This is a genomic window from Pseudomonas siliginis (genome assembly GCF_019145195.1).
GTDB classification, from domain to species: Bacteria; Pseudomonadota; Gammaproteobacteria; order Pseudomonadales; family Pseudomonadaceae; genus Aquipseudomonas; species Aquipseudomonas siliginis.
Map to the genome: position 1 here is coordinate 44183 of NZ_JAHSTW010000003.1, position 25154 is coordinate 69336.

The window sequence follows — 25154 nt, forward strand, 5'->3', positions numbered from 1 at the left end:
TAAAAAAACCCGCCGGATCCGGCGGGTTTTTTAACGGCTAAAGGAAGATCACTCTTCGATGTTGCCCATCGCGGTGGTGTTGAAGCCTCCGTCGACGTACATGATTTCACCGCTGATGCCCGACGCCAGGTCGGAGCACAGGAAGGCGCCGGCGTTGCCGACCTCTTCGATGGTGACGTTGCGGCGCAGCGGAGTCTGCGCTTCGTTGGCGGCCAGCATCTTGCGGAAGTTCTTAATGCCGGAAGCGGCGAGGGTGCGGATCGGGCCAGCCGATACGCAGTTGACGCGGGTGCCGTCCGGACCGAGGGAGCCGGCCAGGTAACGGACGCCGGCTTCCAGCGAAGCCTTGGCCATGCCCATCACGTTGTAGTTCGGCATGGTGCGCTCGGCGCCCAGGTACGACAGGGTCAGCAGGCTGCCGTTGCGGCCTTTCATCATTTCGCGACCAGCCTTGGCCAGGGCCACGAAGCTGTAGGCGCTGATGTCGTGAGCGATGCGGAAACCTTCACGAGTGGTGGCTTCGGTGAAGTCGCCGTCCAGTTGGTCACCCGGGGCGAAGCCGACGGAGTGGACGATGCAGTCCAGACCGTCCCACTTCTTGCTCAGCTCTTCGAAGACCTTGGCGATTTCTTCATCGCTGGCCACGTCGCACGGGAAGCACAGCTCAGGGCTCGAACCCCAGCCTTGTGCGAACTCTTCGACGCGACCCTTGAGTTTGTCGTTCTGATAAGTGAAGGCAAGCTCAGCGCCCTCGCGATGCATGGCGGCAGCGATGCCGGATGCGATGGACAGCTTGCTGGCGACACCGACGATCAGTACGCGCTTACCGGCGAGAAAACCCATGTGTTGCTCCTCTTTCAGGTTATTGCGCAGTGGCTGGTGCCAGAAAAGCGGCTTCCAGCAACTGCTGTGTATACGGATGTTGGGGGGCGGCAAAGATACTCTGCGCGTCTCCCTGTTCGACCACTTGGCCATGCTTGACCACCATCAGCTGGTGGCTCAGCGCTTTGACGACAGCCAGGTCATGGCTGATGAACAAATACGTCAGGTTGTACTTGGCTTGCAGTGAACGCAACAGCTCCACCACTTGCCGCTGCACCGTCCGGTCGAGCGCCGAAGTCGGCTCGTCCAGCAGGATCAGCGCCGGTTTCAGCACCAAGGCCCGGGCAATGGCGATTCGCTGCCGTTGCCCTCCGGAAAATTCGTGGGGGTAGCGGTGCCGGGTTTCCGGATCCAGACCTACCTCCTTCAATGCCGCAATGATCGCCGCTTCCTGTTCGGCTGCGGTGCCCATCTTGTGTATCCGCAGGCCTTCGCCAACGATGTCATTGACGCACATGCGCGGGCTCAGGCTGCCGAACGGGTCCTGAAACACCACCTGCATCTCCCGCCGCAGCGGGCGAACCTCGCTCTGCGTCAGGCAGTCTAGCTGCTTGCCTTCAAAGCGGATCGCGCCTTTGCTGCCGATCAGCCGCAAAATCGCCAGACCGAGGGTGGATTTGCCGGAACCGCTTTCGCCGACGATCCCCAGGGTCTGGCCCTGAGGCAGGCTGAAATTGATGCCGTCCACTGCCTTGACGTAATCCACCGTGCGTTTGAGCAGGCCTTTCTTGATCGGGAACCAGACTTTGAGGTCCTCGACTTCGAGCAGCGGCGCGCCGATTTCATTGCTTGCCGGGCCGCCGCTGGGCTCCGCGCCGAGCAATTCCCGAGTGTACGGATGCTGCGGCGAACGGAACAGCTCTGCGCACGATGCCTGTTCGACGATGCAACCGCGCTGCATGACACATACGCGATGCGCAATTCTTCGCACCAGGTTCAAATCGTGACTGATCAGTAGCAGCGACATGCCCAATCGAGCCTGAAGATCCTTGAGCAAATCGAGGATTTTCAGCTGAACGGTCACGTCCAGCGCGGTGGTTGGTTCGTCGGCAATCAGCAATTCCGGCTCGTTGGCCAGGGCCATGGCGATCATCACCCGCTGCCGCTGGCCGCCGGACAATTCATGGGGCAGGGCCTTGAGACGCTTGTGCGGCTCGGGAATGCCGACCATCTCCAGCAGTTCCAAAGTGCGCTTGGTCGCGACCTTGCCGCTGAGGCCCTTGTGGATGCCGAGCACTTCGTTGATCTGCTTTTCGATCGAGTGCAGCGGATTGAGCGAAGTCATCGGCTCCTGAAAGATCATCGCGATGCGGTTGCCACGAATATGGCGGATGGTCTTCTCGCTCAAATCCAGCAGGTTCTGCCCGGCGTAATTGATGCTGCCGGCCGGATGCCGCGCCATGGGGTAGGGCAGCAGGCGCAGGATCGAATGCGCCGTGACCGATTTGCCCGAGCCCGATTCGCCGACCAGCGCCAGGGTTTCGCCGCGCTTGATGTCGAAGCTCACGCCCTCGACCACGCGGTGGACGCGCTCGCCGAAACCGAATTCGACGGCGAGGTCGCGCACTTCGATCAGATTGTCCTGATTCATTTCACTTCCTCGGGTCGAAGGCATCGCGAGCGGACTCGCCGATAAACACCAGCAGGCTCAACATCAGCGCCAGCACGGCAAACGCACTCATGCCCAGCCATGGCGCCTGCAGATTGGATTTGCCCTGCGCAACCAGTTCGCCCAGCGACGGACTGCCGGCCGGCAAGCCGAAGCCGAGGAAGTCCAGCGCGGTCAGGGTGCCGATGGCGCCGGTGAGGATGAACGGCATGAAAGTCATGGTCGAGACCATGGCGTTGGGCAGGATATGGCGGAACATGATCGCGCCGTTCTGCATGCCCAGCGCGCGGGCGGCGCGCACGTATTCCAGATTGCGCCCGCGCAGGAACTCGGCGCGCACTACATCGACCAGGCTCATCCACGAGAACAGCAGCATGATCCCCAGCAGCCACCAGAAATTCGGCTGGACGAAACTGGCGAGGATGATCAGCAGATACAGCACCGGCAGCCCCGACCAGATCTCCAGAAAACGCTGCCCGGCGAGATCGACCCAGCCGCCATAAAAGCCCTGTAGCGCCCCGGCAATCACGCCGATGATCGAACTCAGCACGGTCAGCGTCAGCGCAAACAACACGGAAATGCGGAAACCGTAGATCACCCGCGCCAACACGTCGCGGCCCTGATCGTCGGTGCCCAGCAGGTTGTCCGCCGAGGGTGGCGCCGGGGCCGGGACTTTCAGGTCGTAGTTGATGCTCTGGTAGCTGTAGGGGATCGGCGCCCAAAGAATCCACGCGTCCTTGGCCTTGAGCAGCTCACGGATGTACGGACTCTTGTAGTTGGCTTCCAGCGGGAATTCGCCGCCGAACGCGGTTTCCGGGTAGCGCTTGATCGCCGGGAAATACCAGTTGTTGTCGTAATGCACGACCAGCGGTTTGTCGTTGGCAATCAGCTCGGCGCCCAGACTCAGGCCGAACAGGATCAGAAACAGCCACAGCGACCACCAGCCACGCTTGTTGGCCTTGAACAGTTCGAAGCGCCGGCGGTTGAGAGGGGACAGGTTCATCTCAATGCTCCCGGCTGGCGAAGTCGATACGCGGATCGACAAAGGTGTAGGTCAGGTCGCCGATCAGTTTCACCACCAGTCCGAGCAGGGTGAAGATGAACAGCGTGCCGAACACCACCGGGTAATCGCGATTGATCGCCGCCTCGAAACTCATCAGGCCGAGACCATCGAGAGAGAAGATCACTTCCACCAGCAACGAGCCGGTGAAGAAGATACCGATGAATGCCGACGGGAAACCAGCAATCACCAGCAGCATGGCGTTGCGGAATACATGCCCGTAGAGCACGCGATGGCGGGTCAGACCTTTGGCCTTGGCGGTGACCACATACTGCTTGTTGATTTCGTCGAGGAAGCTGTTCTTGGTCAACAGAGTCATGGTCGCGAAGTTGCCGATCACCAGCGCGGTGACCGGCAATGCCAGGTGCCAGAAGTAATCGAGGATCTTGCCGCCCAGGCTCAGCTCATCGAAGTTGTTCGAAGTCAGCCCGCGCAGGGGGAACCAGTCCAGATAACTGCCGCCGGCAAACACCACGATCAGCAGGATCGCAAACAGAAACGCCGGGATTGCATAGCCGACGATGATCGCCGAACTGGTCCAGACGTCGAAGTGACTGCCGTGCCGCGTGGCCTTGGCGATGCCCAGCGGGATCGACACCAGATACATGATCAGCGTGCTCCACAGCCCCAGCGAGATCGACACCGGCATCTTTTCCTTGATCAGGTCGATGACCTTGGCGTCGCGGAAGAAACTGTCGCCGAAATCCAGCTGCGCGTAGTTCTTGACCATGATCCACAGGCGTTCCGGGGCCGATTTGTCGAACCCGTACATGTGCTCGATTTCCTTGATCAGCGCCGGGTCCAGCCCCTGCGCACCACGGTAGGACGAACCGGCCACCGCCACTTCGGCACCGCCGCCGGCAATCCGGCTGGTAGCGCCTTCGAAACCTTCGAGCTTGGCGATCATCTGCTCGACCGGCCCGCCGGGCGCGGCCTGGATGATCACGAAGTTGATCAGCAGAATGCCGAACAGGGTCGGGATGATCAGCAGCAGTCGCCGAAAGATATACGCCAGCATCTGATTACTCCGTGCCCGCAGGGTCGGCTTGCAGTTGGGTTTCGACTTCTACGGCAGGCTTGGCGTCAGGCTTGACCCACCAGGTGTTGATGCCGATGTCGTACTTGGGCGAGGTTTTCGGGTGGCCGATGTGGTTCCAGTAAGCCACGCGCCAGCTCTTGATGTGCCAGTTGGGCACCACGTAGTAGCCCCATTGCAGTACGCGATCCAGCGCACGGGCGTGGGCCACCAGACTCTTGCGCGAGTCGGCGTTGATCAGGCTTTCCACCAGTTGGTCAACGGTCGGGTCTTTGAGGCCCATGCTGTTGCGGCTGCTCGGCTTGTCGGCGGCGGCGCTCATCCAGTATTCGCGCTGCTCGTTACCCGGCGAATTGGACTGCGGAAAGCTGCCGACCATCATGTCGAAGTCCCGCGAGCGCACGCGGTTGATGTACTGCGAGACGTCGACGCGGCGGATCACCAGATCGATACCGAGGTCGCTGAGGTTGCGCTTGAACGGCAGCAACACCCGTTCGAATTCGGTCTGGGCGAGGAGGAATTCGATCACCACCGGTTTGCCGGTGGCGTCGACCATTTTGTCATCGACGATTTTCCAGCCGGCCTCTTGCAGCAGTTGATACGCCTCGCGCTGCTGGGTGCGGATCATGCCGCTGGCGTCGGTCTTGGGATTTTCGAAGGCTTCGCTGAACACCTGGGCCGGCAGTTTGCTGCGAAACGGTTCGAGGATCTTCCGTTGCTCGGCGTCGGGCAGGCCGGTGGCGGCCATTTCCGAGTTCTCGAAGTAGCTACGGGTGCGCACGTAGGCGCCGTTGAATAATTGCTTGTTGGTCCATTCGAAGTCGAACAGCAGCCCCAGCGCCTGACGCACGCGCACATCCTGAAACACCGGGCGGCGCAGGTTGAAGACGAAGCCCTGCATGCCGGTCGGGTTGCTGTTGGGGATCAGTTCCTTGATCAAACGGCCCTCGGTGACCGCCGGAACGTTATAGGCGCTGGCCCAGTTCTTCGCGGTCATCTCCAGCCAGTAATCGAACTGCCCGGCCTTTAGCGCTTCGAGGGCGACGGTGTTGTCGCGGTAGTAGTCGGTGGTCATCGTGTCGAAATTGTAAAAGCCACGGTTGACCGGCAAGTCCTTGCCCCAGTAATCCTTGACCCGCTCGTAACGTACCGAACGGCCGGCCTTCACTTGGGTGACCTTGTACGGGCCGCTGCCCAATGGGATTTCCAGATTGCCCTTGTTGAAGTCGCGGCTGGCCCACCAGTGTTTTGGCAGGACCGGCAACTGGCCGAGGATCAGCGGCAGCTCGCGGTTGTTGCTGTGCTTGAACTTGAACAAGACTTTCAACGGGTCTTCGGCGATGGCTTCGGCAACGTCGTTGTAGTAGCCGCGAAACATCGGCGAGCCTTCCTTGGTCAGCGTCTCGAAGCTGAACACGACATCTTCGGCGCGCACCGGGTGGCCGTCGTGGAAGCGTGCTTCCGGGCGCAGGTAGAAGCGCACCCAACTGTTGTCGTCGGCTTTTTCGATCTTGCTGGCAATCAGGCCGTATTCGGTGAACGGCTCGTCGAGGCTGTGTTTGGTCAGGGTGTCGTAGATCTGGCCGATGTCATCGGCGGGCACGCCTTTGTTGATGAACGGGTTGAGGCTATCGAAGCCGCCGAAACCGGCCTGGCGGAACACGCCGCCCTTGGGCGCATCGGGATTGACGTAGTCGAAATGCTTGAAATCGGCCGGGTATTTCGGCGGCTCGTTATACAGGGTCACGGCGTGTTGCGGGGCGGCCCAGGCCAGCCCGGCGAACAGCAAGCCGCTGGCCTGCACGAGCAGGGTGCGAACAGCGTTCATCGATCTTTCTCCGAAGACTTCAGCCACCACGCGCTCAGGCCCAGGGTGTAGGGCGGCGTGGTGACAAAGGCCAACCGGTTGCGGTAGGCCAGACGGTGATAATTGAGGTACCAGTTGGGAATGCTGTAGTGCTGCCAGAGCAGCACGCGATCCAGCGCCTTGCCGGCGGCGACCTGCTCGTCGCGGGTGCGCGCGGCGAGCAATTGTTCGAGCAGGTGATCGACCACCGGGTTGGCGATGCCCGCGTAATTCTTGCTGCCCTTGACGTTCACCTGGCTGGAGTGGAAGTACTGCCACTGCTCAAGGCCCGGGCTCAGGGTCTGGCCGAGGGTCATCGAAATCATGTCGAAATCGAATTGGTCGAGGCGCTGTTTGTACTGGGCGCGATCGACGGTACGCAGGCGCGCGTCGATGCCGATGCTGTTGAGGTTTTCGATGTACGGCTGATAGAGACGCTCCAGGCTCGGATTGACCAGCAGCAGCTCGAAACGCAGCGGTTGGCCGTCTTTGTCTTGCAGGCGCTGGCCGTGGAGCTTCCAACCGGCCTCGGCGAGCAGGGCGAGGGCTTTGCGCATAGTCTCGCGCGGAATGCCACGGCCGTCGGTTTTCGGCAGGGTAAACGGCTCGGTGAACAGCCGGGCTGGCAATTGCTCCTTGTAAGGCTTGAGCATCAGCCATTCATGCCCGACCGGCAAACCCGAGGCGCTGAATTCACTGTTGGGATAGTAGCTGGTGGTGCGTTTATAGGCATCGCTGAACAGCGCGCGGTTGGTCCATTCGAAGTCAAACATCAGACCCAACGCTTCGCGCGTCCTGACATCGGCGAAGGTCGCGCGGCGGCTGTTCATGAACAGGCCCTGAGTCTGGGTCGGGATCTGATGCGGGATCTGCACCTTGATCACTTCGCCACGACGTACCGCAGGGAAGTTGTAGCCGTTGACCCAGTTCTTCGCCTGATGCTCGATGTAGATGTCGAACTCTCCGGCCTTGAACGCTTCGAAGGCCACATCGCTGTCGCGGTAGAACTCGACTTCCATGCGATCGAAATTGTACTTGCCGCGATTGACCGGCAGATCCTTGCCCCAATAATCCTTGACCCGCTCGAAAATCAGCTGCCGACCCGGCGTGACCGACGTGATGCGGTACGGCCCGCTACCCAGCGGCGGTTCGAAGGTGGTGGCTTTGAAGTCGCGGTCTTTCCAGTAATGCTGCGGCAACACCGGCAACTCGCCCAGGCGCAGGATCAGCAGCGGATTGCCCGAGCGCTTGAACACAAAACGAATGCGCTGCTTGTTGAGAATGTCGACTCGCAGCACTTCCTGCAGGGCGGTGCGATACAGCGGATGACCGTCCTTGAGCAGCGTTCGATAGGAGAACGCCACGTCGTAGGCGGTGACAGGCGCGCCGTCGTGAAAGCGCGCCTCGGGGCGCAAATTGAAGACGACCCAGCTGCGATCTTCGCTGTACTCCACCGATTGTGCGATCAAACCGTAGCTCGACGCCGGCTCGTCGCCGGACGGCGAATACTGTCCGGTACCGACCATCAGCGGCTCGTTGAGCTCGTTGATGCCGTACTGGAGAAAATTGGCGGTGGTAACCGGGCTGGTGCCCTTGAAGGTGTACGGATTGACCGTATCGAAGGTGCCGAACGCCATCACCCGCAACGTACCGCCTTTGGGCGCTTGCGGGTTGACCCAGTCGAAGTGGGTAAATCTGGCCGGGTACTTGAGCGTGCCGAACTGCGCATAACCATGACTTTCGGTAATCGTCGCGCTTGCGGGTGAGCTCAAGGCCAGGCTGATCAGGAGCAGGGAGAGGGCACGCTTCAAGTCAGATCCGATCCAGCGGCTTGGGCTTTGTGGGCCGTACAGTAACAGCTTGTCTGGACAGGAAAAAGATGCGGGTTAATGGCGGGTTAATCGCTACACGATGTTGCGCCGATTTGTTTCTGTGGTGGGGGGATTTATCTGTGGCGAGGAGAATTTATCTGTGGCGAGGGGATTTATCCCCGCTGGACTGCGCAGCAGTCCCTTCTTCAAGATGCAGAAAAAACGGCGCCGCTGCGCGCCCCAGCGGGGATAAATCCCCTCGCCACAATGTTTCGCCTAGCACAAAGCAATCGGCAATAAAAAGCCCCTGAATTCAGGGGCTCTTCAATCAGTGCGGCTGATAAACCGTAAGCATCTGCCCCGGCTTCAACGCCTTGCCCGCACCCGGGTTCCAGCGCTTGAGATGTTGCATCTCGACGTTGAAGCGCTTGGCCACCACATACAGGGTGTCGCCGCGCTTGACCTTGTACCGGGTCTGCTGCTTGCTCTCGTCCTTGCCTTTGGTCTTGGTATTCGCCGCGACCACGGTGTTGACCCGGCCGGACTTGCGCGCCGGGGCACGCTTGGTGTTGTCCTGCATGACCAGGGTCTGGCCGACCTTGAGGTTCTTGCCGGTCAGCTTGTTCCAGCGCTGCAGATCCTTGACTTCGACCTTGTTGGCCTTGGCGATGGAGCCGAGGTTGTCGCCACGCTTGACCCGATAGGCGCGCTTGAGCTGTGCCACTTCCGACGGATCGGCGCCTTCGAACACCGGTTTCAGCGAGCGCGGGCTGATCAGTTCGTCCGGGCGCATGGTCTGCAGACTGGCGGTCAGCAGTTGCGCCTTGGACGTCGGCACCAGCAAGTGCTGCGGACCGTCGATGGTGGTGCGCTGTTTGAACGCCGGATTGAGCTGGAACAGTTCGTCTTCATCGATGTTCGCCACCGCAGCGACCTTGGACAGGTCCATGCGCTGGTTGATTTCGACGACCTGGAAGTACGGTTCGTTGGCGATCGGGTTGAGATTGACGCCATAGGCTTCCGGCGCCAGCACCACTTGCGACAGGGCCAGCAACTTCGGCACATAGGCCTGGGTTTCCGCCGGCAGCGGCAGGTTCCAGTAGTCGGTGGGCAGGCCGAGCTTTTCGTTGCGCTCGATCGCCCGGCTGACGGTGCCTTCACCGGCGTTGTAGGCTGCCAGCGCCAGCAGCCAGTCGCCGTTGAACATGTCGTGCAGGCGGGTCAGGTAATCCATCGCGGCCGTGGTCGAGGCGGTAATGTCGCGACGACCATCATAAAAACGCGTCTGGCGCAGGTTGAAGTAACGCCCGGTGGACGGAATGAACTGCCACAGGCCCACCGCATCGGCGCGGGAATAGGCCATCGGGTTGTACGCGCTCTCGATCACTGGCAGCAGGGCCAGTTCCAACGGCATGTTGCGTTCTTCGAGGCGTTCGACGATGTAATGAATATAGAGGCTGCCGCGTTCGCCGGCATTCTCGAGAAAAGAGGGATTACTGGCGAACCACAGGCGCTGTTGCTCGATGCGCGGATTGACGCCAAGGCCTTCCTGCAACTGGAAGCCCTGACGCATGCGTTCCCAGATGTCCTGGGGCGCCACGGGAGTGGGCTTCTCGGTCAGCCAGATCGGCTTCTGCTTGGCTCGCGCAGCAATGTTCGGCGTATGCGTCGCTTCAGTCTGCGGAGCGTGGCTGGAGCAACCCGCCAGCGTGGCGGACACAGCCACCGCGATGGCTTGCGCCAGGCGGGTCAAAGCATCTGAATTGACGGACTTACGTATGGATGACGACATTGGCTGGAAGTAAGTTCCGGGCAAAAATGTCGGGCGATTCTAGAAAGCGCACCCCCTGCGGTCAACCATTGAGAATTTTTGCCCCGGCCGGCGCGGTCGTCAGAAGTTGTCTTTCCATGCCCGCAGAGCCGCAAATACCTCGCTCGGCTCCCGGTTTTGAGCGCCTTCCCGTTCGTCCACTTTTTGTGTAACCAATGTTTCAGAAGTGCGTAAAAACGGATTGGTAAGCTTTTCCAGGGCCAAAGTCGACGGCAACGTCATCACGCCGTTCTGCCGTTGCTGGGTGACCTTTTCCAGACGGGCGGCGACTTCCGGATTGCCCGGCTCGACGGCGGCGGCAAATTTCAGATTGCTCAAGGTGTATTCATGGGTGCAGTAAACCAGCGTATCTTCCGGCAAGGCCGCAAGACGGCTGAGCGAGTGGTACATCTGCTCGGGTGTGCCTTCGAATAGTCGCCCACAACCGGCGGCGAACAGGGTGTCGCCGCAGAACAGTAGGCCATGGTGGTAATAGGCGATGTGCCCCAGGGTGTGACCGGGCACCGCATAGACGTCGAAGTCCCAGCCGAGCACGCTGACGCTGTCGTTGTCCTTGAGCGCTACGTCACGCGCCGGAATGCTTTCGCTGGCCGGGCCGTAGACCCTGGCGCCGCTCGCCGCTTTCAGGCGCTCGACGCCGCCGACATGGTCATGGTGATGGTGAGTGATCAGAATATCGCTGAGCACCCAGCCCGGATGCGCGTCAAGCCACGCCTGCACCGGGGCGGCGTCGCCCGGATCAACCACCGCGCAGCGCTGGGTCTGATGATCCTGTAACAACCAGATGTAGTTGTCGGTGAACGCGGGCAGGGCACTGATCTGTATCATCGTCGGAATTCGCCAAGCAGAAAACATTGGCGCATCTTAGTAGTTCCTGGCGCGTTGGAGAATGACATGACCGATAAAGCGTTCGCTCAGGCCGATCCCGACTGGCTGGCATTGATCAGCGCCGCCCGCGAATGGCTGTCGGGGCCGCTCGGGCAATTTCTGCTGGATGAAGAGCGGCGCATGCTCGACGACGAGCTCGGGCGCTTCTTCGGCGGTTATCTGGTGCATTACGGCCCGTCCGCCGAAACCCCGCCGGCCGCGCCGCAAGTGCAGCGCAATGTGCGTCTCGGCGCACCGTTGCCCGGAGTCGAGATCGTTTGCGAAGAGCAGGCCTGGCCGTTGAGCGAGCACGCCGCCGATGTGGTGGTGATGCAGCATGGCCTGGATTTCTGCCTGTCGCCCCACGGTTTGCTGCGTGAAGCAGCGAGCAGCGTGCGCCCCGGCGGGCATCTGCTGATCATCGGCATCAACCCCTGGAGCACCTGGGGGCTGCGGCATTTCTTCGCCAATGATGCCTTGCGCAAGGCGCGCTGCATCTCGCCGTCGCGGGTCGCCGACTGGCTCAATCTGCTGGGCTTCGCGCTGGAGAAACGCCGCTTCGGGTGCTATCGTCCGCCGCTCGCGTCGCCCAAGTGGCAGAACCGTCTGGCCGGCTGGGAACGCAAGGCCGGTGACTGGCAGCTGTCCGGCGGTGGCTTCTATCTGTTGGTGGCGCGCAAGATCGTGGTGGGGCTGCGGCCATTGCGCCAGGAACGCCGCGAGCCGATGGGCAAGCTGATTCCGCTGCCGATGGCCAAGGTCAACCGCCGCCGCATCGAACCGTAAACCCTCTTTTATTTGTGGCCGGGCTTGTCCCGGCCGCGGTCATTGTCGATCCGTGATTGGCAGGACAGGCATTTTTCTGGAAAGACTGGCATGAGCGAAAGCGTGGAAAGCGTCGACACCGTAGAACTGTTCACCGACGGCGCCTGCAAGGGCAACCCCGGCCCCGGCGGCTGGGGCGCGCTGCTGGTGTGCAAGGGCGTCGAAAAGGAACTGTGGGGCGGCGAGGCCAACACCACCAACAACCGCATGGAGCTGCTCGGCGCGATTCGTGGCCTCGAAGCGCTCAAGCGCCCCTGCGAAGTGCTGCTGGTCACCGACTCGCAATACGTGATGAAAGGCATCAACGAGTGGATGGCCAACTGGAAGAAGCGCGGCTGGAAAACGGCTGCGAAAGAGCCGGTGAAGAATGCCGATCTGTGGAAAGAGCTGGACGAGCAGGTCAATCGCCACAAAGTCACCTGGAAATGGGTGCGCGGGCACATTGGTCATCACGGTAACGAGCGGGCGGACCAACTGGCCAACCGTGGGGTGGATGAAGTTCGCGGTTACAAGCAGAGCTGATTTCGCTTTCTAATCGTGGTGTGGCCGTTCGCGAGCAGGCTCGCTCCCACAGGGAAATGTATTCCAGGCCTTGAATTGGAATGCATTCCAATATGGGAGCGAGCCTGCTCGCGAAGGGCTCGCCACGGTCTGACTGAAACACCCCGCCGAGCGTGTTAACATCCGCGCCTTTGCCCGATTGACCCGTTGAGAGCTGAGCACTGATGGCCACCAGATCCGTTGTACTCGATACCGAAACCACCGGCATGCCGGTGACCGATGGTCACCGGATCATTGAAATCGGTTGCGTCGAACTGATCGGTCGGCGCCTGACGGGCCGGCATTTCCACGTTTACCTGCAACCGGATCGCGAAAGCGACGAAGGCGCGATCGGTGTTCACGGCATTACAAACGAATTCCTCGTCGGCAAGCCGCGCTTTGCCGAAGTCGCCGACGAGTTCTTCGAGTTCATCCAAGGCGCACAGCTGATCATCCACAACGCGGCGTTCGACGTTGGCTTCATCAACAACGAATTCGCCTTGATGGGCCAGCACGATCGCGCCGATATCACCCAGCATTGCACCATCCTCGATACCCTGATGATGGCCCGGGAACGTCACCCGGGGCAGCGCAACAGCCTCGACGCGTTGTGCAAGCGTTACGGCGTCGACAACTCTGGCCGTGAACTGCACGGCGCTTTGCTCGACTCGGAGATTCTCGCCGACGTCTATCTGACCATGACCGGCGGCCAGACCAGCCTGTCGCTGGCCGGCAACGCCTCCGATGGCAATGGCACGGGCGAGGGTGCCGACAACTCGGCTACGGAAATCCGCCGCCTGCCGGTCGATCGCCAGCCAGCACGCATCATTCGCGCGACCGAAGAAGAACTGGCGGCGCATCTGGTGCGGCTGGAAATCATCGCCAAATCGGCGGGTGCGCCGGCGTTGTGGACGCAGATTGCCGAGGCTGATGCGCAGGTCTGAAAACCTGAAGATCAAAGATCAAAAGATCGCAGCCTTCGGCAGCTCCTACGGGGATTGCATTCCATAGTAGGGACCAGAAAGGCAGCGATTTTTTGCGTTTGGCGACATGGAGCCAAGTTGCCACTCTCGCCACATTCGTCGCAACCCTCTACCCTGAGTGCACTGGTCAGGTGCAAATCTGCCGCCTCAGGACACTGAGCCTCATGTACAAAGAGTTGAAATTTGCGCTGGCAATCATCCATCGCGACATCAAGGTCGACACTGTCGGCTGCGTCAAGGAATGAGGACTTTTCCCAGTATGCAACCGGTCATGAATCCGAAATACCCAGGGTTGTCGGTGCGGGTCGCCGACGAAGGTTTTGCGCCGTATATCTGGGGCAGCGACTTCAGTTTCGAGGTCGCTGCCTACGGCGCTGCCGTGATCGGCAAACCGGTCGAGCAATGGCCGGTGACGCCGATCGTGCCGTACCGCAAGTGCTACGGTATTGATCCCGAAGAATTCAGCGCCTTTCACAACGCGCCCGACAGTGCGATTTTCATGGCGTATCTGGACGACGAGCCGGTCGGCCACCTGGTGATCAGCACTAACTGGAACGGCTTTGCCCATATCGATGAACTGGCGGTGCACGCCCCGGCCCGCCGCCACGGTGTGGCCAAGGCGTTGCTCGATGTAGCGCAGTTCTGGAGTCGCAAGAAGAAGCTGCCGGGCATCATGCTCGAAACCCAGAACAACAATCTCGGCGCCTGTCGTCTGTATGAGCGCTGCGGTTACGTGATTGGCGGCATCGACCAGTTGCGCTATCGCGGCATCGATCCACATACCGCTGAAGTCGCGTTGTTCTGGTATCGCCTGTTCGATAATCCGCTGGAAAAACCACTCAGCTCGACAACATCGCCTCGGCTTGTTCCGTGATGATCGCCAGCAAGGTCTGAATCGCCGCCGACGGCGCGGCATGTTTGAAGGTCAGGGCGTAGAGGCTGATCGGGACTGCCGGTGACAGCGGGCAGACGTCCAGCCCACTGGTGCGAGCGCCCAAAGCGGTGAAGGGGTCGACGATGGCCAGGCCTTCGCCGGCCTCGACCATGCTGCGCATCATCTGATGGGTCTGCACGCGGGTCTGAATGCTTGGCGCCGGGCGCAGGGCCTGGAGTTTGTTTTCCAGTGCCGGGCTCAGCGGATCCTGACCTTCGAGACCGACCATGGCCTGACCGGCCAGGTCTGCCAGAGAAATGTATTTCTGTTTCGGCTGCAGCCAGCCGTGCGGAGCGAGCAATTGCAGCTTGCCCTGGGCCAACGGCTGGCAATGGATATCGGGATGTTCGGGGTCGTGCAGGCTCAGGCCCAGATCGCTTTCGCGCAATAACAGGCTGCGGACGATGTCGCGAGTCGGCGCGCTTAGCAGGCTGCACGGTGCGTCGGGCAGGCGTCGACGCAGGGTCGCAAGGCTTTGTGGCAGTAATTGGTGAGCCAGCGGCGGGGTGCCGATTATGCGCAAGGGCGGGGCGAGGTATTGCTTGAGGCTGCTGGCCAGACGCTGCACCGGCTCCAGCGCCTCATAGATGTGCGCGATTTCCACTTGCAAGGCGCGCGCTTCGGGGGTCGATTGCAGCCGCCCGCGAACGCTGGCGAACAACATGAACCCCAACTGACTCTCGGCTTCGCGCAAACGCTCTTCGACCTCGGTCACCGGCAATTGCAGCCATTCGGCGGCGGTGCCCAGGTGACCGGTCTGCAAGAGCGCCTGAATCACTTCGATGTGGCGTAAACGCATGCGTGAAGTCCATGTTCAGCAGGTGGGGTCAGACGCTGAATCCTACCCCAAGTCCGCTCGCATGACTTCTGCTCATAATGCAGGGTTATGAAGCAACGGTTGGCTCGGGTTCGCGGATCAGGGTAATGCCTGACTGAACCAGGAGAAACTCGCTGTCACTGACCTTGGTGACCCGATCGCCAATGGCGAGTTTGTAAATGGGCTCCGAGCCAGTGGATCCGTCTGCAGACGGGTTCGATTCCTGGAATTCATGCACGGAATAAACGCGGCCTTCCGCATCTCTTGCATGAAACTGACCGACGAGTACTGCTGCCATCTGCTTAGAACCTCTGGAGATAAAACGCTTGATTTGCGGCTTTGTAGACCGTCAGCAAGCTCGGTAAGTTTTCCTACAGGAAAAAAATATTCCTCGCGCAGGAAAAACCAATGACCACTGGTGAAAATGTCACTGGATCATCTATAACTAGCGACTCTTCCCACGGACCATCGAGAGTCATCCATGAGCAATGTCTACAACGTCGCTGTAGTGGTCGGTAGCCTGCGCAAAGCATCGATCAATCGCAAAGTCGCACTGGCCCTCGCCGAACTGGCACCGGCCAATCTCAAGCTCGAGATTGTCGAAATCGGTGAACTGCCGCTGTACAACGAAGACATCGACGGCGATTCTCCGCCGGCAGCCTACAGCACTTTCCGTCAGAAAGTGGCGTCATCCGACGCGGTGCTGTTTGTTACCCCCGAGTACAACCGCTCGATCCCGGCACCGTTGAAGAACGCCATCGACGTCGGCTCGCGCCCTTATGGCCAGAGCGCGTGGAGTGGCAAACCCGGCGCGGTGATCAGCGTATCGCCAGGCGCCATCGGTGGCTTCGGCGCCAACCAGCACCTGCGCCAGACCTTTGTTTTCCTCGATATTCACTGCCTGCAACAGCCGGAAGCGTATCTGGGCGGTGCGGGCAACGCGTTTGATGAAGCGGGCAAGCTGAGCGACTCGGTGAAACCGTTCCTGCAGAAATTCATCGATGCGTACGGCCAGTTCGTCGAGCAACACAAGAAATAAGCTCACCGAAACTCACTGTGGGAGCGAGCCTGCTCGCGAAGGCTGTGTGTCAGATAATAATTTCATGTCTGGCTCACCGCTTTCGCGAGCAGGCTCGCTCGCACATTTGTTCGATTTCCACCCGTTTCGCTATTTGAAGGCTCCTGCGAATGCTCGCTGCGTCACTGATTTTCCTGCTGACCATCACTCTCGTCATCTGGCAACCCAAAGGTCTCGGCGTCGGCTGGAGTGCAACGTTGGGCGCCGTGCTGGCGTTGATTTTTGGCGTCGTTCACCTCACGGATATCCCGCTGGTCTGGCAGATCATCTGGAACGCCACCGGCACCTTCGTCGCGCTGATCATCATCAGTCTGTTGCTCGACGAGGCTGGCTTTTTCAATTGGGCAGCGCTGCACGTGGCGCGTTGGGGGCGGGGCAGTGGGCGCAAACTGTTTGCCTTCATGGTGCTGCTTGGTGCGCTGGTCTCGGCGTTGTTCGCCAATGACGGTGCTGCACTGATTCTCACGCCGATCGTGATTTCGATGCTGTTGGCGTTGCGCTTTTCACCGGCGGCGACGCTGGCATTCGTCATGGGCGCCGGGTTCATTGCCGACACGGCGAGCCTGCCGCTGGTGGTGTCGAACCTGGTCAACATCGTTTCGGCGGACTTCTTCCACATCGGCTTCAACCGTTATGCAGCGGTCATGGTGCCGGTGAACTTCGTCAGCGTGGCGGCGACGCTGGGCATGTTGCTGTGGTTTTTTCGCCGCGATATCCCGGCCGCTTACGATCCTGAACAGCTGGAAAACCCGCACACCGCGATCCACGACAAAGCGACGTTCTACGCCGGTTGGGCGGTGTTGGTAATCCTGTTGATCGGCTGCTTCGCCCTGGAACCGCTGGGCATTCCGATCAGCGCTATTTCCGCTGTGTGCGCCGCGCTGCTACTGGGTATTGCCGCGCGCGGCCACAAGATCTCCACGCGCAAAGTGATGAAAGAAGCGCCGTGGCAGATCGTGATTTTCTCGTTGGGCATGTACCTGGTGGTGTACGGACTGCGCAATGCCGGACTCACCAGTTACCTCGCCGGGTGGCTGGACGTATTCGCCGGCCACGGCGTGTGGGGCGCGGCGATGGGCACCGGGGTGCTGACGGCGCTGCTGTCGTCGATCATGAACAATCTGCCAACGGTACTGATCGGCTTGCTGTCGATTGACGCCAGTCAGGCCAGCGGCGTGATCAAAGAAGCGATGATCTACGCCAACGTGATCGGTAGCGACCTGGGGCCGAAGATCACTCCGATCGGCAGCCTGGCAACGTTGTTGTGGCTGCACGTGCTGGAGCGCAAAGGCATCCATATTGGCTGGGGCTATTACTTCCGTGTCGGGATTGTGCTGACGGTGCCGGTGTTGCTGGTGACGTTGGCGGCATTGGCGGTGCGGTTATCCCTATAGACCGAGTTGCTCTTTTCGCGAGCAGGCTCGCGAATTGGGTCGGACACCACAAATCTCAGGTTTGGCCGGGGACATTCGGCCAAAGATCCGCCACCAGAAACAACCGCTCCGCCTCTTCCCATTCGCCCTGGGCATTCTCGGTCAGGCGTACCATCAACTGCGCCGGGGCCAGTGCTGGCAGGTCTGCCAGCCACAAACGCAGGTGCTCATCTGTCCATACCTGATCCGCCGTGTAATGCGCCGGCGCCAGCCAGGCGTGGCGGGGCAGGGGTTGCCAGCGGCCCGGCGGGCGTTGGGCGACAAACGCCGGCCAGTCCTTCTGATGCAGCCAACTGCCACGCAGATGTTGCGGATGCGCGCCGTGCGGTGACTCGGCCTGACCGGGCCACGGGTACAGCAGATAACCGCCCAGCCACAACTGCGCGCTGAAGGTTTCGATATCCAGCGCCGCGAGCACCTCGCGGCTTTCCGGGCGCGCCGAGATCGGCAATTGATGCTCGGCCAGATGTGCCAGCTTACGATCCAGCCGATCATGACAACCCGGCCCCAGCCACTGCGCCGGATCGTGGCCATCGCCATCCTGCGGACCGAGGTAGAGCTTGATCGCCAGTTCCAGATGATGCACGCCGTCGCGGTCACGCAGCAGCATGTCCAGCTCGCCAAGGGTGTGCCCGGCGCGGCGAATCGGCAGATTGGCGGCGATCAGTTCGATGCCCGGCGCATGCTCCACGGCGAACTGCCACAGACGCTCGTAATACAGGCCCAGACGCCGGGTGCGCGCCTGCGACAGCCATTGCAGCAGGCCGTAACTGTCGTGGTCGAGCTGGCGCAGCCAGTGTTCGAGACGCTGCGGGTCTTGTACCCAGTCGCTGCCGGCGAGCGGATGGCGCTGCGGCCATGGCGTGGCGGCGAGCATCGGCGGCGCGAGGATCACCCACGCCAGGTCCCGCACTTCGGGATGGCGTAATCGATGGGGCAATTGCAACAAGTCGGGAAACAGGATCATCTTGCGAGCATAGCCTTAAACCTGAGCGCACCCTTGAGGCTGAAAGGATTTTGTCTATCTGGCGCTTTCGCCCATAATCGGGTTTTCGCGTTTTCGATTGTCCGCAGAGGTCCCATGGAGCAATTTCGTAATATCGGCATCATCGGTCGCCTGGGCAGTTCCCAGGTGCTGGATACCGTCCGCCGACTGAAACGCTTTCTGCTCGACCGTCACCTGCATGTGATCCTCGAAGACACCATCGCTGAAGTCCTGCCCGGCCATGGCCTGCAAACCTCGTCGCGCAAGATGCTCGGCGAAGTTTGTGACATGGTTATCGTCGTCGGCGGTGACGGCAGCCTGCTCGGCGCCGCGCGGGCGCTGGCCAGGCACAATATTCCGGTGCTGGGCATCAACCGTGGCAGCCTTGGCTTCCTCACCGATATTCGCCCCGACGAGTTGGAAATCAAGGTCGCCGAAGTGCTCGACGGCCACTATCTGGTAGAAAACCGTTTCCTGCTGCAAGCCGAAGTGCGTCGCCATGGCGAGGCCATCGGCCAGGGCGATGCGCTCAACGATGTGGTGCTGCACCCGGGCAAATCGACGCGGATGATCGAATTCGAGCTGTATATCGACGGCCAGTTCGTCTGCAGCCAGAAGGCCGACGGCCTGATCGTCGCCACGCCGACCGGCTCCACTGCCTACGCGTTGTCTGCCGGCGGGCCGATCATGCATCCCAAGCTCGACGCTATTGTGATTGTGCCGATGTACCCCCATACCTTGTCGGGACGGCCGATCGTGGTCGATGGCAACAGTGAGCTGAAAATCGTCGTGTCCAAAGATATGCAGATCTACCCGCAGGTGTCCTGCGACGGGCAGAACCACTTCACCTGTGCACCGGGCGACACCATTACCGTGAGCAAGAAAGCGCAGAAGCTGCGCCTGATTCATCCGCTCGATCACAATTACTACGAGGTGTGCCGCACCAAGCTTGGCTGGGGCAGCAAGCTGGGGGGCGGAGGCGACTGATGCTCGATCCCGCGCGCAGTTACGACCTGATCGGTGACGTGCACGGATGCGCCATGACCCTCGAACACTTGCTGGACCGTCTCGGTTATCACAAGCAGGGCGGGGTCTGGCGGCATCCGTCACGCATGGCGGTGTTCGTCGGCGACATCATCGACCGTGGCCCGCGCATTCGCGAGGCGCTGCACATCGTCCACGACATGGTCGAGGCGGGGCAGGCGGCGTGCATCATGGGCAACCATGAATTCAATGCGCTCGGTTGGGTCACCCCGGCGCCACCGGGCAGCGGCAAGCAGTTCGTGCGCGAACACACCAAGCGCCATGCGCGGCTGTTGCAGGAAACCCTGAGCCAATTCGAGGACCATCCCGGTGACTGGCATGACTTCCAGCAGTGGTTCTACGAGCTGCCGCTGTTCGTCGATGCCGGTCGCTTCCGCGTCGTCCATGCGTGCTGGGATGCCGGACTGATCGAGCCGCTGCGGGCGCTGTTCCCCAATGGCTGCGTCGATGAGCATTTCCTCCAGGCCTCGGCGGTGCCCGGCAGCTTCGCCTGCACTGTGTTCGACCGCTTGCTGCGTGGTACCGACATGCGTCTGCCGGGCGGCCTGACCATGACCAGCGGCGACGGTCTGGTGCGTTCGTTCTTCCGCACCAAGTTCTGGGAAGACGACCCGAAAACCTACGGCGACATCGTCTTCCAGCCCGATGCACTGCCCGAACCTGTCGCGCAGACGCCGCTGACTTCCACCGAAAAGAATTCTTTGCTGCGCTATGGCGTCGACGAGCCGTTGCTGTTCGTCGGCCACTACTGGCGCAGCGGCAAACCGGCGCCGATCCGCCCGAACCTCGCATGCCTGGATTACAGTGCGGTGCTCTACGGCAAACTGGTGGCCTATCGTCTGGACCAGGAAACGCGCCTGGATCCGCAAAAATTCGTCTGGGTCGATGTCGAGCGGCCGGAGGTGCTGCAATGAGTGCGATAGCGGTATTGCGCCTGCCGTTGGCGGTGGATTTGAGCGGTTTCGTCAAACTGCTGCAACGCATGCAAGTGCCCCATCGGGTCAGCGAAGAGGCGGGCGAGCAGGTGCTGTGGGCGCCGGAGGAAATCAGCGAGGACGTGCGTTCCTTGTACGAGCGCTTCCCGGCCGGCGACCCGGATCAGCAACTGGACATTCCCGTGGGCCAGACCTTCAAGCGCCCGAGTTTCGCCGAACAGCTGAAACACGCCAAAGCCACCGGGTTGATTCTGCTGTTGAGCCTGATCGTCGGTGGCCTGACCTTTCTCGGCGAAAACCTGGAAACGCTGCGCTGGCTGACCTTCCTCGATTTTCGCGTGATCGGCGAGTACATCCACTTCACGCCGCTGGCCGACAGTCTGGCGGCAGGGCAGTGGTGGCGGCTGGTCACGCCGATGCTGATCCACTTCGGCATCCTCCATCTGGCCATGAACGGCATGTGGTATTGGGAGCTGGGGCGGCGCATCGAGTCGCGCCAGGGCAGCATCAACCTGATCGGCCTGACGCTGCTGTTCAGTCTGGTGTCCAACTACGCCCAGTTCGTCTGGAGCGGCCCGAGCCTGTTTGGTGGGCTGTCCGGCGTGCTTTACGGCTTGCTCGGGCATTGCTGGATTTTCCAGATGCTGGCGCCGAACCCGGCCTATCGTTTGCCGCGCGGCGTGCTGGTGATGATGCTGGTGTGGCTGGTGGTGTGCATGTCCGGGGTGATTTCGCTGATCGGTTTCGGCCAGATCGCCAACGCCGCGCACCTGAGCGGGTTACTCATCGGATGCTTCACCGGTTTGTTGGGCGGTTTGTATAACCGCCGTAAACTGGCCGTCTAACATTTTTTGTTTCAGCAAAGAGCGCGGAGACCCTGATGTCCTCTTTCAACGACATGATCAGCAACATCACCCCGGACATCTACGAAAGCCTGAAACTGGCCGTGGAAATCGGCAAATGGTCTGACGGCAACAAACTCACTGCCGAACAGCGCGAGCTGTCGTTGCAGGCGATGATTGCCTGGGAAATCCAGAACCTGCCTGAAGATCAGCGCACCGGTTACATGGGCCCGCAAGAATGTGCGTCGAAGTCGATCGAAGTGCCGAACATCCTGTTCAAGTCGGATGCCATCCATTGATCGAGATTGGCCGCGGTGCAATCAGCAAAATGTCGGCGCGTCTGGACGGGTCGAACGTGCAGTACGCGTTTCGTCTGGATGACGTCGAGGTGCCGGTCAATCCGTTGATCGGCAGCACGCTGCGTCTGGAATTTTTAGGGGCGATCCACTGCACCCATTGCGGGCGCAAGACCAAAACCAGTTTCAGTCAGGGCTATTGCTACCCGTGCATGACCAAACTGGCGCAGTGCGACCTGTGCATCATGAGCCCGGAGCGCTGCCACTTCGACGCCGGCACCTGCCGCGATCCGGAGTGGGGCGAGAAATTCTGCATGACCGACCATGTGGTTTACCTGGCCAACTCGTCGGGGATCAAGGTTGGCATCACCCGTGCTACGCAGTTGCCGACCCGCTGGCTCGACCAGGGTGCGAGTCAAGCCTTGCCAATCATGCGTGTATCGACACGCCAGCAATCGGGGTTTGTCGAAGACCTGTTCCGCAGCCAGGTGGCGGACAAGACCAACTGGCGCGCGCTGCTCAAGGGCGATGCGGCGGCGGTGGATCTGGCGCAGGTGCGCGATCAGTTGTTCGAAAGCTGCGCCGAAGGCCTGCAAGGGTTGCAGGAGCGATTCGGCCTACAGGCGATTCAGACGATTGCCGATGTCGAACCGCTGGAAATCCGCTATCCCGTCGAGCAATACCCGGCGAAAATCGTCAGCTTCAACCTGGACAAGAACCCGATTGCCGAAGGCACGCTGCTGGGGATCAAGGGCCAGTACCTGATCTTCGACACCGGCGTGATCAACATTCGTAAATACACGGCTTACCAGCTCGCCGTGCATCAATAAGGATTCCAGCATGCGCACCGAACAACCGAAGATGATTTACCTCAAGGACTATCAGGCGCCCGAGTACCTGATCGACGAAACGCACCTGACCTTCGAGTTGTTCGAGGACCACAGCCTGGTTCACGCGCAACTGGTGATGCGCCGCAACCCGGAACGCGGCGCCGGCCTGCCGCCGCTGGTGCTCGACGGCCAGCAACTCGAGCTGCTGTCGGTGACGCTGGCGGACCAGGAGCTGAGCGCCGCTGACTATCAAGTCTCGGACAGCCACCTGACTCTGCAGCCAACCAGTGAAACCTTCACCCTCGACACCAGCGTGCGCATCCACCCGGAAACCAATACCGCGCTGGAAGGCCTGTACAAGTCCGGCACGATGTTCTGCACCCAGTGCGAGGCCGAAGGCTTTCGCAAGATCACCTATTACCTCGACCGCCCGGACGTGATGAGCAAGTTCACCACCACCGTCGTGGCCGAACAGCACAGCTACCCGGTGCTGCTCTCCAACGGTAACCCGATCGCTTCCGGCCCCGGTGAAGACGGCCGGCACTGGGCGACCTGGGAAGATCCGTTCAAGAAACCGGCGTACCTGTTTGCGCTGGTCGCCGGTGATCTGTGGTGCGTCGAAGACACCTTCACCACCATGAGCCAGCGCAACGTCGCGCTGCGCATTTATGTCGAGCCGGAAAACATCGACAAGTGCCAGCACGCGATGAACAGCCTGAAGAAATCCATGCGCTGGGACGAAGAGGTCTACGGTCGCGAGTACGATCTGGACATCTTCATGATCGTCGCGGTCAACGATTTCAACATGGGCGCGATGGAGAACAAGGGCCTCAACATTTTCAACTCCAGCGCCGTGCTGGCCCGCGCTGAAACCGCGACCGACGCCGCGCACCAGCGGGTCGAGGCGATCGTCGCCCATGAATACTTCCACAACTGGTCGGGCAACCGCGTGACCTGCCGCGACTGGTTCCAGCTGTCGCTCAAGGAAGGTTTCACGGTGTTCCGCGATGCCGGTTTCTCCTCGGACATGAACTCGGCGACGGTAAAGCGCATTCAGGACGTGGCGTACCTGCGTACCCACCAGTTCGCCGAAGATGCCGGGCCGATGGCCCACGCCGTGCGCCCGGACAGCTTCATCGAGATTTCCAACTTCTACACTCTGACCGTGTACGAAAAAGGCTCGGAAGTGGTCGGCATGATCCACACCCTGCTGGGCGCCGAAGGCTTCCGTAAGGGCAGCGATCTGTATTTCGAACGCCACGACGGTCAGGCCGTGACCTGCGACGACTTCGTCAAGGCCATGGAAGATGCCAATGGCGTTGATCTCAGCCAGTTCAAACGCTGGTACAGCCAGGCCGGTACACCGCGTCTGGCCGTCAGCGAGTCCTACGACGCTGCGGCGAAAACCTACAGTCTGACCTTCCGCCAGAGCTGCCCGCCGACCCCGGACAAGGTAGAAAAACTGCCGTTCGTGATTCCGGTCGAGCTCGGGCTGCTTGATAGCCAGGGCAACGAAATCGCCCTGCGTCTGGCCGGCGAAGCTTCGGCACAAGGCACCACTCGGGTGATTTCGGTGACCGAAGCCGAACAGACCTTCACCTTCGTCGACATCAACGAACAGCCGCTGCCATCGCTGCTGCGCGGCTTCTCGGCACCGGTGAAACTGAGCTTCCCGTACAACCGCGATCAACTGATGTTCCTGATGCAGCACGACAGCGACGGTTTCAATCGCTGGGATGCCGGTCAGCAATTGTCGGTGCAAGTGCTTCAAGAGTTGATCGGCCAACATCAGAAAGGCGAGAGCCTGAAGCTCGATCCGCGTCTGGTGTCGGCGCTGCGTACGGTGCTGTCCGACGAGTCGCTGGATCAGGCGATGGTTGCCGAAATGCTTTCGTTGCCGGGTGAGGCTTATCTCACCGAGATCAGCGAAGTGGCCGACGTCGAGGCGATTCATGTCGCTCGCGAATTCGCCCGCAAGCAACTCGCCGAAGGTTTGTTCGAAGCGCTGTGGCTGCGTTATCAGGCCAACCGCGATCTGTCGAAGAAAACTCCGTACGTGGCCGAGGCCGAGCACTTCGCCCGTCGCGCCTTGCAGAACATCGCCCTGTCGTACCTGATGCTCAGCGGCAAGCCGGAAGTGTTGGCAGCGGCGCTGGAGCAATTCGAGGCTGCCGACAACATGACCGAGCGCCTGACCGCGCTGGCGGTGCTGGTCAACTCGCCTTTCGAAGAGCAGAAGGCCCTGGCTTTGGCCAGCTTCGCCGAGCACTTCAAGGACAATCCGCTGGTCATGGATCAGTGGTTCAGCGTGCAGGCCGGTAGCACCTTGCCGGGCGGTTTGGCGCGCGTTAAGGCGTTGATGCAGCACCCGGCATTCAACATCAAGAACCCGAACAAGGTGCGGGCACTGATCGGCGCGTTCGCCGGGCAGAACCTGATCAACTTCCACGCCGCGGACGGTTCCGGTTATCGCTTCCTTGCCGATCTGGTGATCGAACTGAACGGTTTCAACCCACAGATCGCCTCACGTCAATTGGCACCGCTGACCCGCTGGCGCAAATACGACAGCGCGCGTCAGGCACTGATGAAGGCCGAGCTGGAGCGGATTCTGGCGTCCGGGGCGCTGTCCAGCGATGTGTATGAAGTGGTGAGCAAAAGCCTGGCGTAACG

At 60.8% G+C, this 25154-nt stretch carries 23 protein-coding genes; 12 read left to right on the forward strand and 11 right to left on the reverse strand.

The features are described from left to right. Positions 1 to 48: 48 nt before the first annotated feature. From fabI to gloB, 8 genes are all read right to left on the reverse strand, one after another. Positions 49 to 843, reverse strand: a complete 795-nt coding sequence (gene fabI / locus KVG87_RS07575) for an enoyl-ACP reductase FabI (protein WP_003202751.1) — start codon at positions 841 to 843, stop codon at positions 49 to 51. A gap of 19 nt (positions 844 to 862) precedes the next feature. Beyond that, positions 863 to 2473: an ABC transporter ATP-binding protein gene (locus tag KVG87_RS07580; RefSeq protein WP_056784662.1), complete on the reverse strand. Its 1611-nt coding sequence runs from the start codon at positions 2471 to 2473 to the stop codon at positions 863 to 865. A 1-nt stretch (position 2474) separates the two neighbouring features. Beyond that, on the reverse strand, positions 2475 to 3494 hold the full coding sequence (locus tag KVG87_RS07585) for an ABC transporter permease (RefSeq protein ID WP_016774153.1): 1020 nt from the start codon (positions 3492 to 3494) through the stop codon (positions 2475 to 2477). Position 3495: 1 nt separating this feature from the next. After that, positions 3496 to 4569 carry a microcin C ABC transporter permease YejB gene (locus KVG87_RS07590; protein ID WP_016774154.1) on the reverse strand — a complete coding sequence of 358 codons (1074 nt, stop codon included), beginning with the start codon at positions 4567 to 4569 and terminating at the stop codon, positions 3496 to 3498. Between the two features lie 4 nt (positions 4570 to 4573). Further along, positions 4574 to 6415: an extracellular solute-binding protein gene (locus KVG87_RS07595; RefSeq protein ID WP_122506907.1), complete on the reverse strand. Its 1842-nt coding sequence runs from the start codon at positions 6413 to 6415 to the stop codon at positions 4574 to 4576. Continuing rightward, on the reverse strand, positions 6412 to 8244 hold the full coding sequence (locus KVG87_RS07600; protein WP_024012490.1) for an extracellular solute-binding protein: 1833 nt from the start codon (positions 8242 to 8244) through the stop codon (positions 6412 to 6414). The genes KVG87_RS07595 and KVG87_RS07600 overlap by 4 nt, the downstream gene beginning before the upstream one ends. A 328-nt stretch (positions 8245 to 8572) precedes the next feature. Then, complete coding sequence (locus KVG87_RS07605; protein WP_217850009.1) at positions 8573 to 10036, reverse strand: transglycosylase SLT domain-containing protein; 1464 nt, start codon at positions 10034 to 10036, stop codon at positions 8573 to 8575. A 99-nt stretch (positions 10037 to 10135) separates the two neighbouring features. Next, positions 10136 to 10903 (reverse strand): hydroxyacylglutathione hydrolase, encoded by a 768-nt coding sequence (gene gloB / locus KVG87_RS07610; RefSeq protein WP_217850010.1) that lies wholly within the window; start codon positions 10901 to 10903, stop codon positions 10136 to 10138. A 66-nt stretch (positions 10904 to 10969) separates the two neighbouring features. Between gloB and KVG87_RS07615 the strand changes: the two genes are divergently transcribed. The 4 genes from KVG87_RS07615 to KVG87_RS07630 all read left to right on the forward strand — a co-directional run bounded on the left by KVG87_RS07615 (position 10970) and on the right by KVG87_RS07630 (position 14164). Then, complete coding sequence (locus KVG87_RS07615; protein WP_041480625.1) at positions 10970 to 11728, forward strand: class I SAM-dependent methyltransferase; 759 nt, start codon at positions 10970 to 10972, stop codon at positions 11726 to 11728. Between the two features lie 90 nt (positions 11729 to 11818). Then, positions 11819 to 12289, forward strand: coding sequence for a ribonuclease HI (gene rnhA / locus KVG87_RS07620; protein ID WP_007910572.1), 471 nt, complete (start codon positions 11819 to 11821; stop codon positions 12287 to 12289). A gap of 203 nt (positions 12290 to 12492) precedes the next feature. Next, complete coding sequence (gene dnaQ / locus KVG87_RS07625; protein ID WP_041480624.1) at positions 12493 to 13251, forward strand: DNA polymerase III subunit epsilon; 759 nt, start codon at positions 12493 to 12495, stop codon at positions 13249 to 13251. A 298-nt stretch (positions 13252 to 13549) separates the two neighbouring features. Continuing rightward, complete coding sequence (locus KVG87_RS07630) at positions 13550 to 14164, forward strand: GNAT family N-acetyltransferase (protein WP_016774208.1); 615 nt, start codon at positions 13550 to 13552, stop codon at positions 14162 to 14164. Here KVG87_RS07630 and KVG87_RS07635 read toward each other — a convergent pair. Together KVG87_RS07635 and KVG87_RS07640 are read right to left on the reverse strand one after the other, a co-directional pair. Next, positions 14130 to 15023, reverse strand: a complete 894-nt coding sequence (locus tag KVG87_RS07635) for a LysR family transcriptional regulator (RefSeq protein ID WP_217850011.1) — start codon at positions 15021 to 15023, stop codon at positions 14130 to 14132. The genes KVG87_RS07630 and KVG87_RS07635 overlap by 35 nt on opposite strands. 85 nt (positions 15024 to 15108) lie before the next feature. Further along, positions 15109 to 15339, reverse strand: a complete 231-nt coding sequence (locus KVG87_RS07640; RefSeq protein WP_076567548.1) for a hypothetical protein — start codon at positions 15337 to 15339, stop codon at positions 15109 to 15111. Positions 15340 to 15522: 183 nt separating this feature from the next. Here KVG87_RS07640 and KVG87_RS07645 point away from each other — a divergent pair, with 183 nt between their 5' ends. Beyond that, entirely contained in the window at positions 15523 to 16080 is a 558-nt protein-coding gene (locus tag KVG87_RS07645; RefSeq protein ID WP_039763234.1) for an NADPH-dependent FMN reductase, read from the forward strand. Between the two features lie 149 nt (positions 16081 to 16229). Then, complete coding sequence (locus KVG87_RS07650) at positions 16230 to 17513, forward strand: arsenic transporter (protein WP_217850012.1); 1284 nt, start codon at positions 16230 to 16232, stop codon at positions 17511 to 17513. Positions 17514 to 17568: 55 nt separating this feature from the next. Here KVG87_RS07650 and KVG87_RS07655 read toward each other — a convergent pair whose 3' ends face one another. After that, the gene (locus tag KVG87_RS07655; RefSeq protein ID WP_217850013.1) at positions 17569 to 18519 is read right to left on the reverse strand and encodes a DUF1853 family protein; all 951 of its coding nucleotides are present in this window, start codon (positions 18517 to 18519) and stop codon (positions 17569 to 17571) included. A 114-nt stretch (positions 18520 to 18633) separates the two neighbouring features. Between KVG87_RS07655 and KVG87_RS07660 the strand changes: the two genes are divergently transcribed. The 6 genes from KVG87_RS07660 to pepN are packed head-to-tail and all read left to right on the forward strand — an operon-like array spanning position 18634 to position 25152. Further along, a complete protein-coding gene (locus tag KVG87_RS07660; RefSeq protein ID WP_041480619.1) occupies positions 18634 to 19524 on the forward strand; it encodes an NAD(+) kinase in 891 nt (296 codons plus the stop codon). After that, positions 19524 to 20495, forward strand: coding sequence for a metallophosphoesterase (locus KVG87_RS07665; protein ID WP_217850014.1), 972 nt, complete (start codon positions 19524 to 19526; stop codon positions 20493 to 20495). The genes KVG87_RS07660 and KVG87_RS07665 overlap by 1 nt, the downstream gene beginning before the upstream one ends. Next, entirely contained in the window at positions 20492 to 21361 is an 870-nt protein-coding gene (locus KVG87_RS07670; protein WP_217850015.1) for a rhomboid family intramembrane serine protease, read from the forward strand. The genes KVG87_RS07665 and KVG87_RS07670 overlap by 4 nt, the downstream gene beginning before the upstream one ends. A 35-nt stretch (positions 21362 to 21396) precedes the next feature. Next, entirely contained in the window at positions 21397 to 21657 is a 261-nt protein-coding gene (locus KVG87_RS07675; protein ID WP_042609561.1) for a YeaC family protein, read from the forward strand. Continuing rightward, positions 21654 to 22484, forward strand: a complete 831-nt coding sequence (locus KVG87_RS07680) for a DUF2797 domain-containing protein (RefSeq protein ID WP_186569239.1) — start codon at positions 21654 to 21656, stop codon at positions 22482 to 22484. The genes KVG87_RS07675 and KVG87_RS07680 overlap by 4 nt, the downstream gene beginning before the upstream one ends. A 10-nt stretch (positions 22485 to 22494) precedes the next feature. After that, the gene (gene pepN / locus KVG87_RS07685) at positions 22495 to 25152 is read left to right on the forward strand and encodes an aminopeptidase N (protein ID WP_095179582.1); all 2658 of its coding nucleotides are present in this window, start codon (positions 22495 to 22497) and stop codon (positions 25150 to 25152) included. The last annotated feature ends 2 nt before the right edge of the window (positions 25153 to 25154 follow it).

Coding starts and splice junctions, on each gene's coding strand:
- fabI (WP_003202751.1), bottom strand. CDS start 843: ATGGGTTTTCTCGCCGGTAAGCGCGTACTGATCGTCGGTGTCGCCAGC.
- KVG87_RS07580 (WP_056784662.1), bottom strand. CDS start 2,473: ATGAATCAGGACAATCTGATCGAAGTGCGCGACCTCGCCGTCGAATTC.
- KVG87_RS07585 (WP_016774153.1), bottom strand. CDS start 3,494: ATGAACCTGTCCCCTCTCAACCGCCGGCGCTTCGAACTGTTCAAGGCC.
- KVG87_RS07590 (WP_016774154.1), bottom strand. CDS start 4,569: ATGCTGGCGTATATCTTTCGGCGACTGCTGCTGATCATCCCGACCCTG.
- KVG87_RS07595 (WP_122506907.1), bottom strand. CDS start 6,415: ATGAACGCTGTTCGCACCCTGCTCGTGCAGGCCAGCGGCTTGCTGTTC.
- KVG87_RS07605 (WP_217850009.1), bottom strand. CDS start 10,036: ATGTCGTCATCCATACGTAAGTCCGTCAATTCAGATGCTTTGACCCGC.
- gloB (WP_217850010.1), bottom strand. CDS start 10,903: ATGATACAGATCAGTGCCCTGCCCGCGTTCACCGACAACTACATCTGG.
- KVG87_RS07615 (WP_041480625.1), top strand. CDS start 10,970: ATGACCGATAAAGCGTTCGCTCAGGCCGATCCCGACTGGCTGGCATTG.
- rnhA (WP_007910572.1), top strand. CDS start 11,819: ATGAGCGAAAGCGTGGAAAGCGTCGACACCGTAGAACTGTTCACCGAC.
- dnaQ (WP_041480624.1), top strand. CDS start 12,493: ATGGCCACCAGATCCGTTGTACTCGATACCGAAACCACCGGCATGCCG.
- KVG87_RS07630 (WP_016774208.1), top strand. CDS start 13,550: ATGCAACCGGTCATGAATCCGAAATACCCAGGGTTGTCGGTGCGGGTC.
- KVG87_RS07635 (WP_217850011.1), bottom strand. CDS start 15,023: ATGCGTTTACGCCACATCGAAGTGATTCAGGCGCTCTTGCAGACCGGT.
- KVG87_RS07640 (WP_076567548.1), bottom strand. CDS start 15,339: ATGGCAGCAGTACTCGTCGGTCAGTTTCATGCAAGAGATGCGGAAGGC.
- KVG87_RS07645 (WP_039763234.1), top strand. CDS start 15,523: ATGAGCAATGTCTACAACGTCGCTGTAGTGGTCGGTAGCCTGCGCAAA.
- KVG87_RS07650 (WP_217850012.1), top strand. CDS start 16,230: ATGCTCGCTGCGTCACTGATTTTCCTGCTGACCATCACTCTCGTCATC.
- KVG87_RS07655 (WP_217850013.1), bottom strand. CDS start 18,519: ATGATCCTGTTTCCCGACTTGTTGCAATTGCCCCATCGATTACGCCAT.
- KVG87_RS07660 (WP_041480619.1), top strand. CDS start 18,634: ATGGAGCAATTTCGTAATATCGGCATCATCGGTCGCCTGGGCAGTTCC.
- KVG87_RS07665 (WP_217850014.1), top strand. CDS start 19,524: ATGCTCGATCCCGCGCGCAGTTACGACCTGATCGGTGACGTGCACGGA.
- KVG87_RS07670 (WP_217850015.1), top strand. CDS start 20,492: ATGAGTGCGATAGCGGTATTGCGCCTGCCGTTGGCGGTGGATTTGAGC.
- KVG87_RS07675 (WP_042609561.1), top strand. CDS start 21,397: ATGTCCTCTTTCAACGACATGATCAGCAACATCACCCCGGACATCTAC.
- pepN (WP_095179582.1), top strand. CDS start 22,495: ATGCGCACCGAACAACCGAAGATGATTTACCTCAAGGACTATCAGGCG.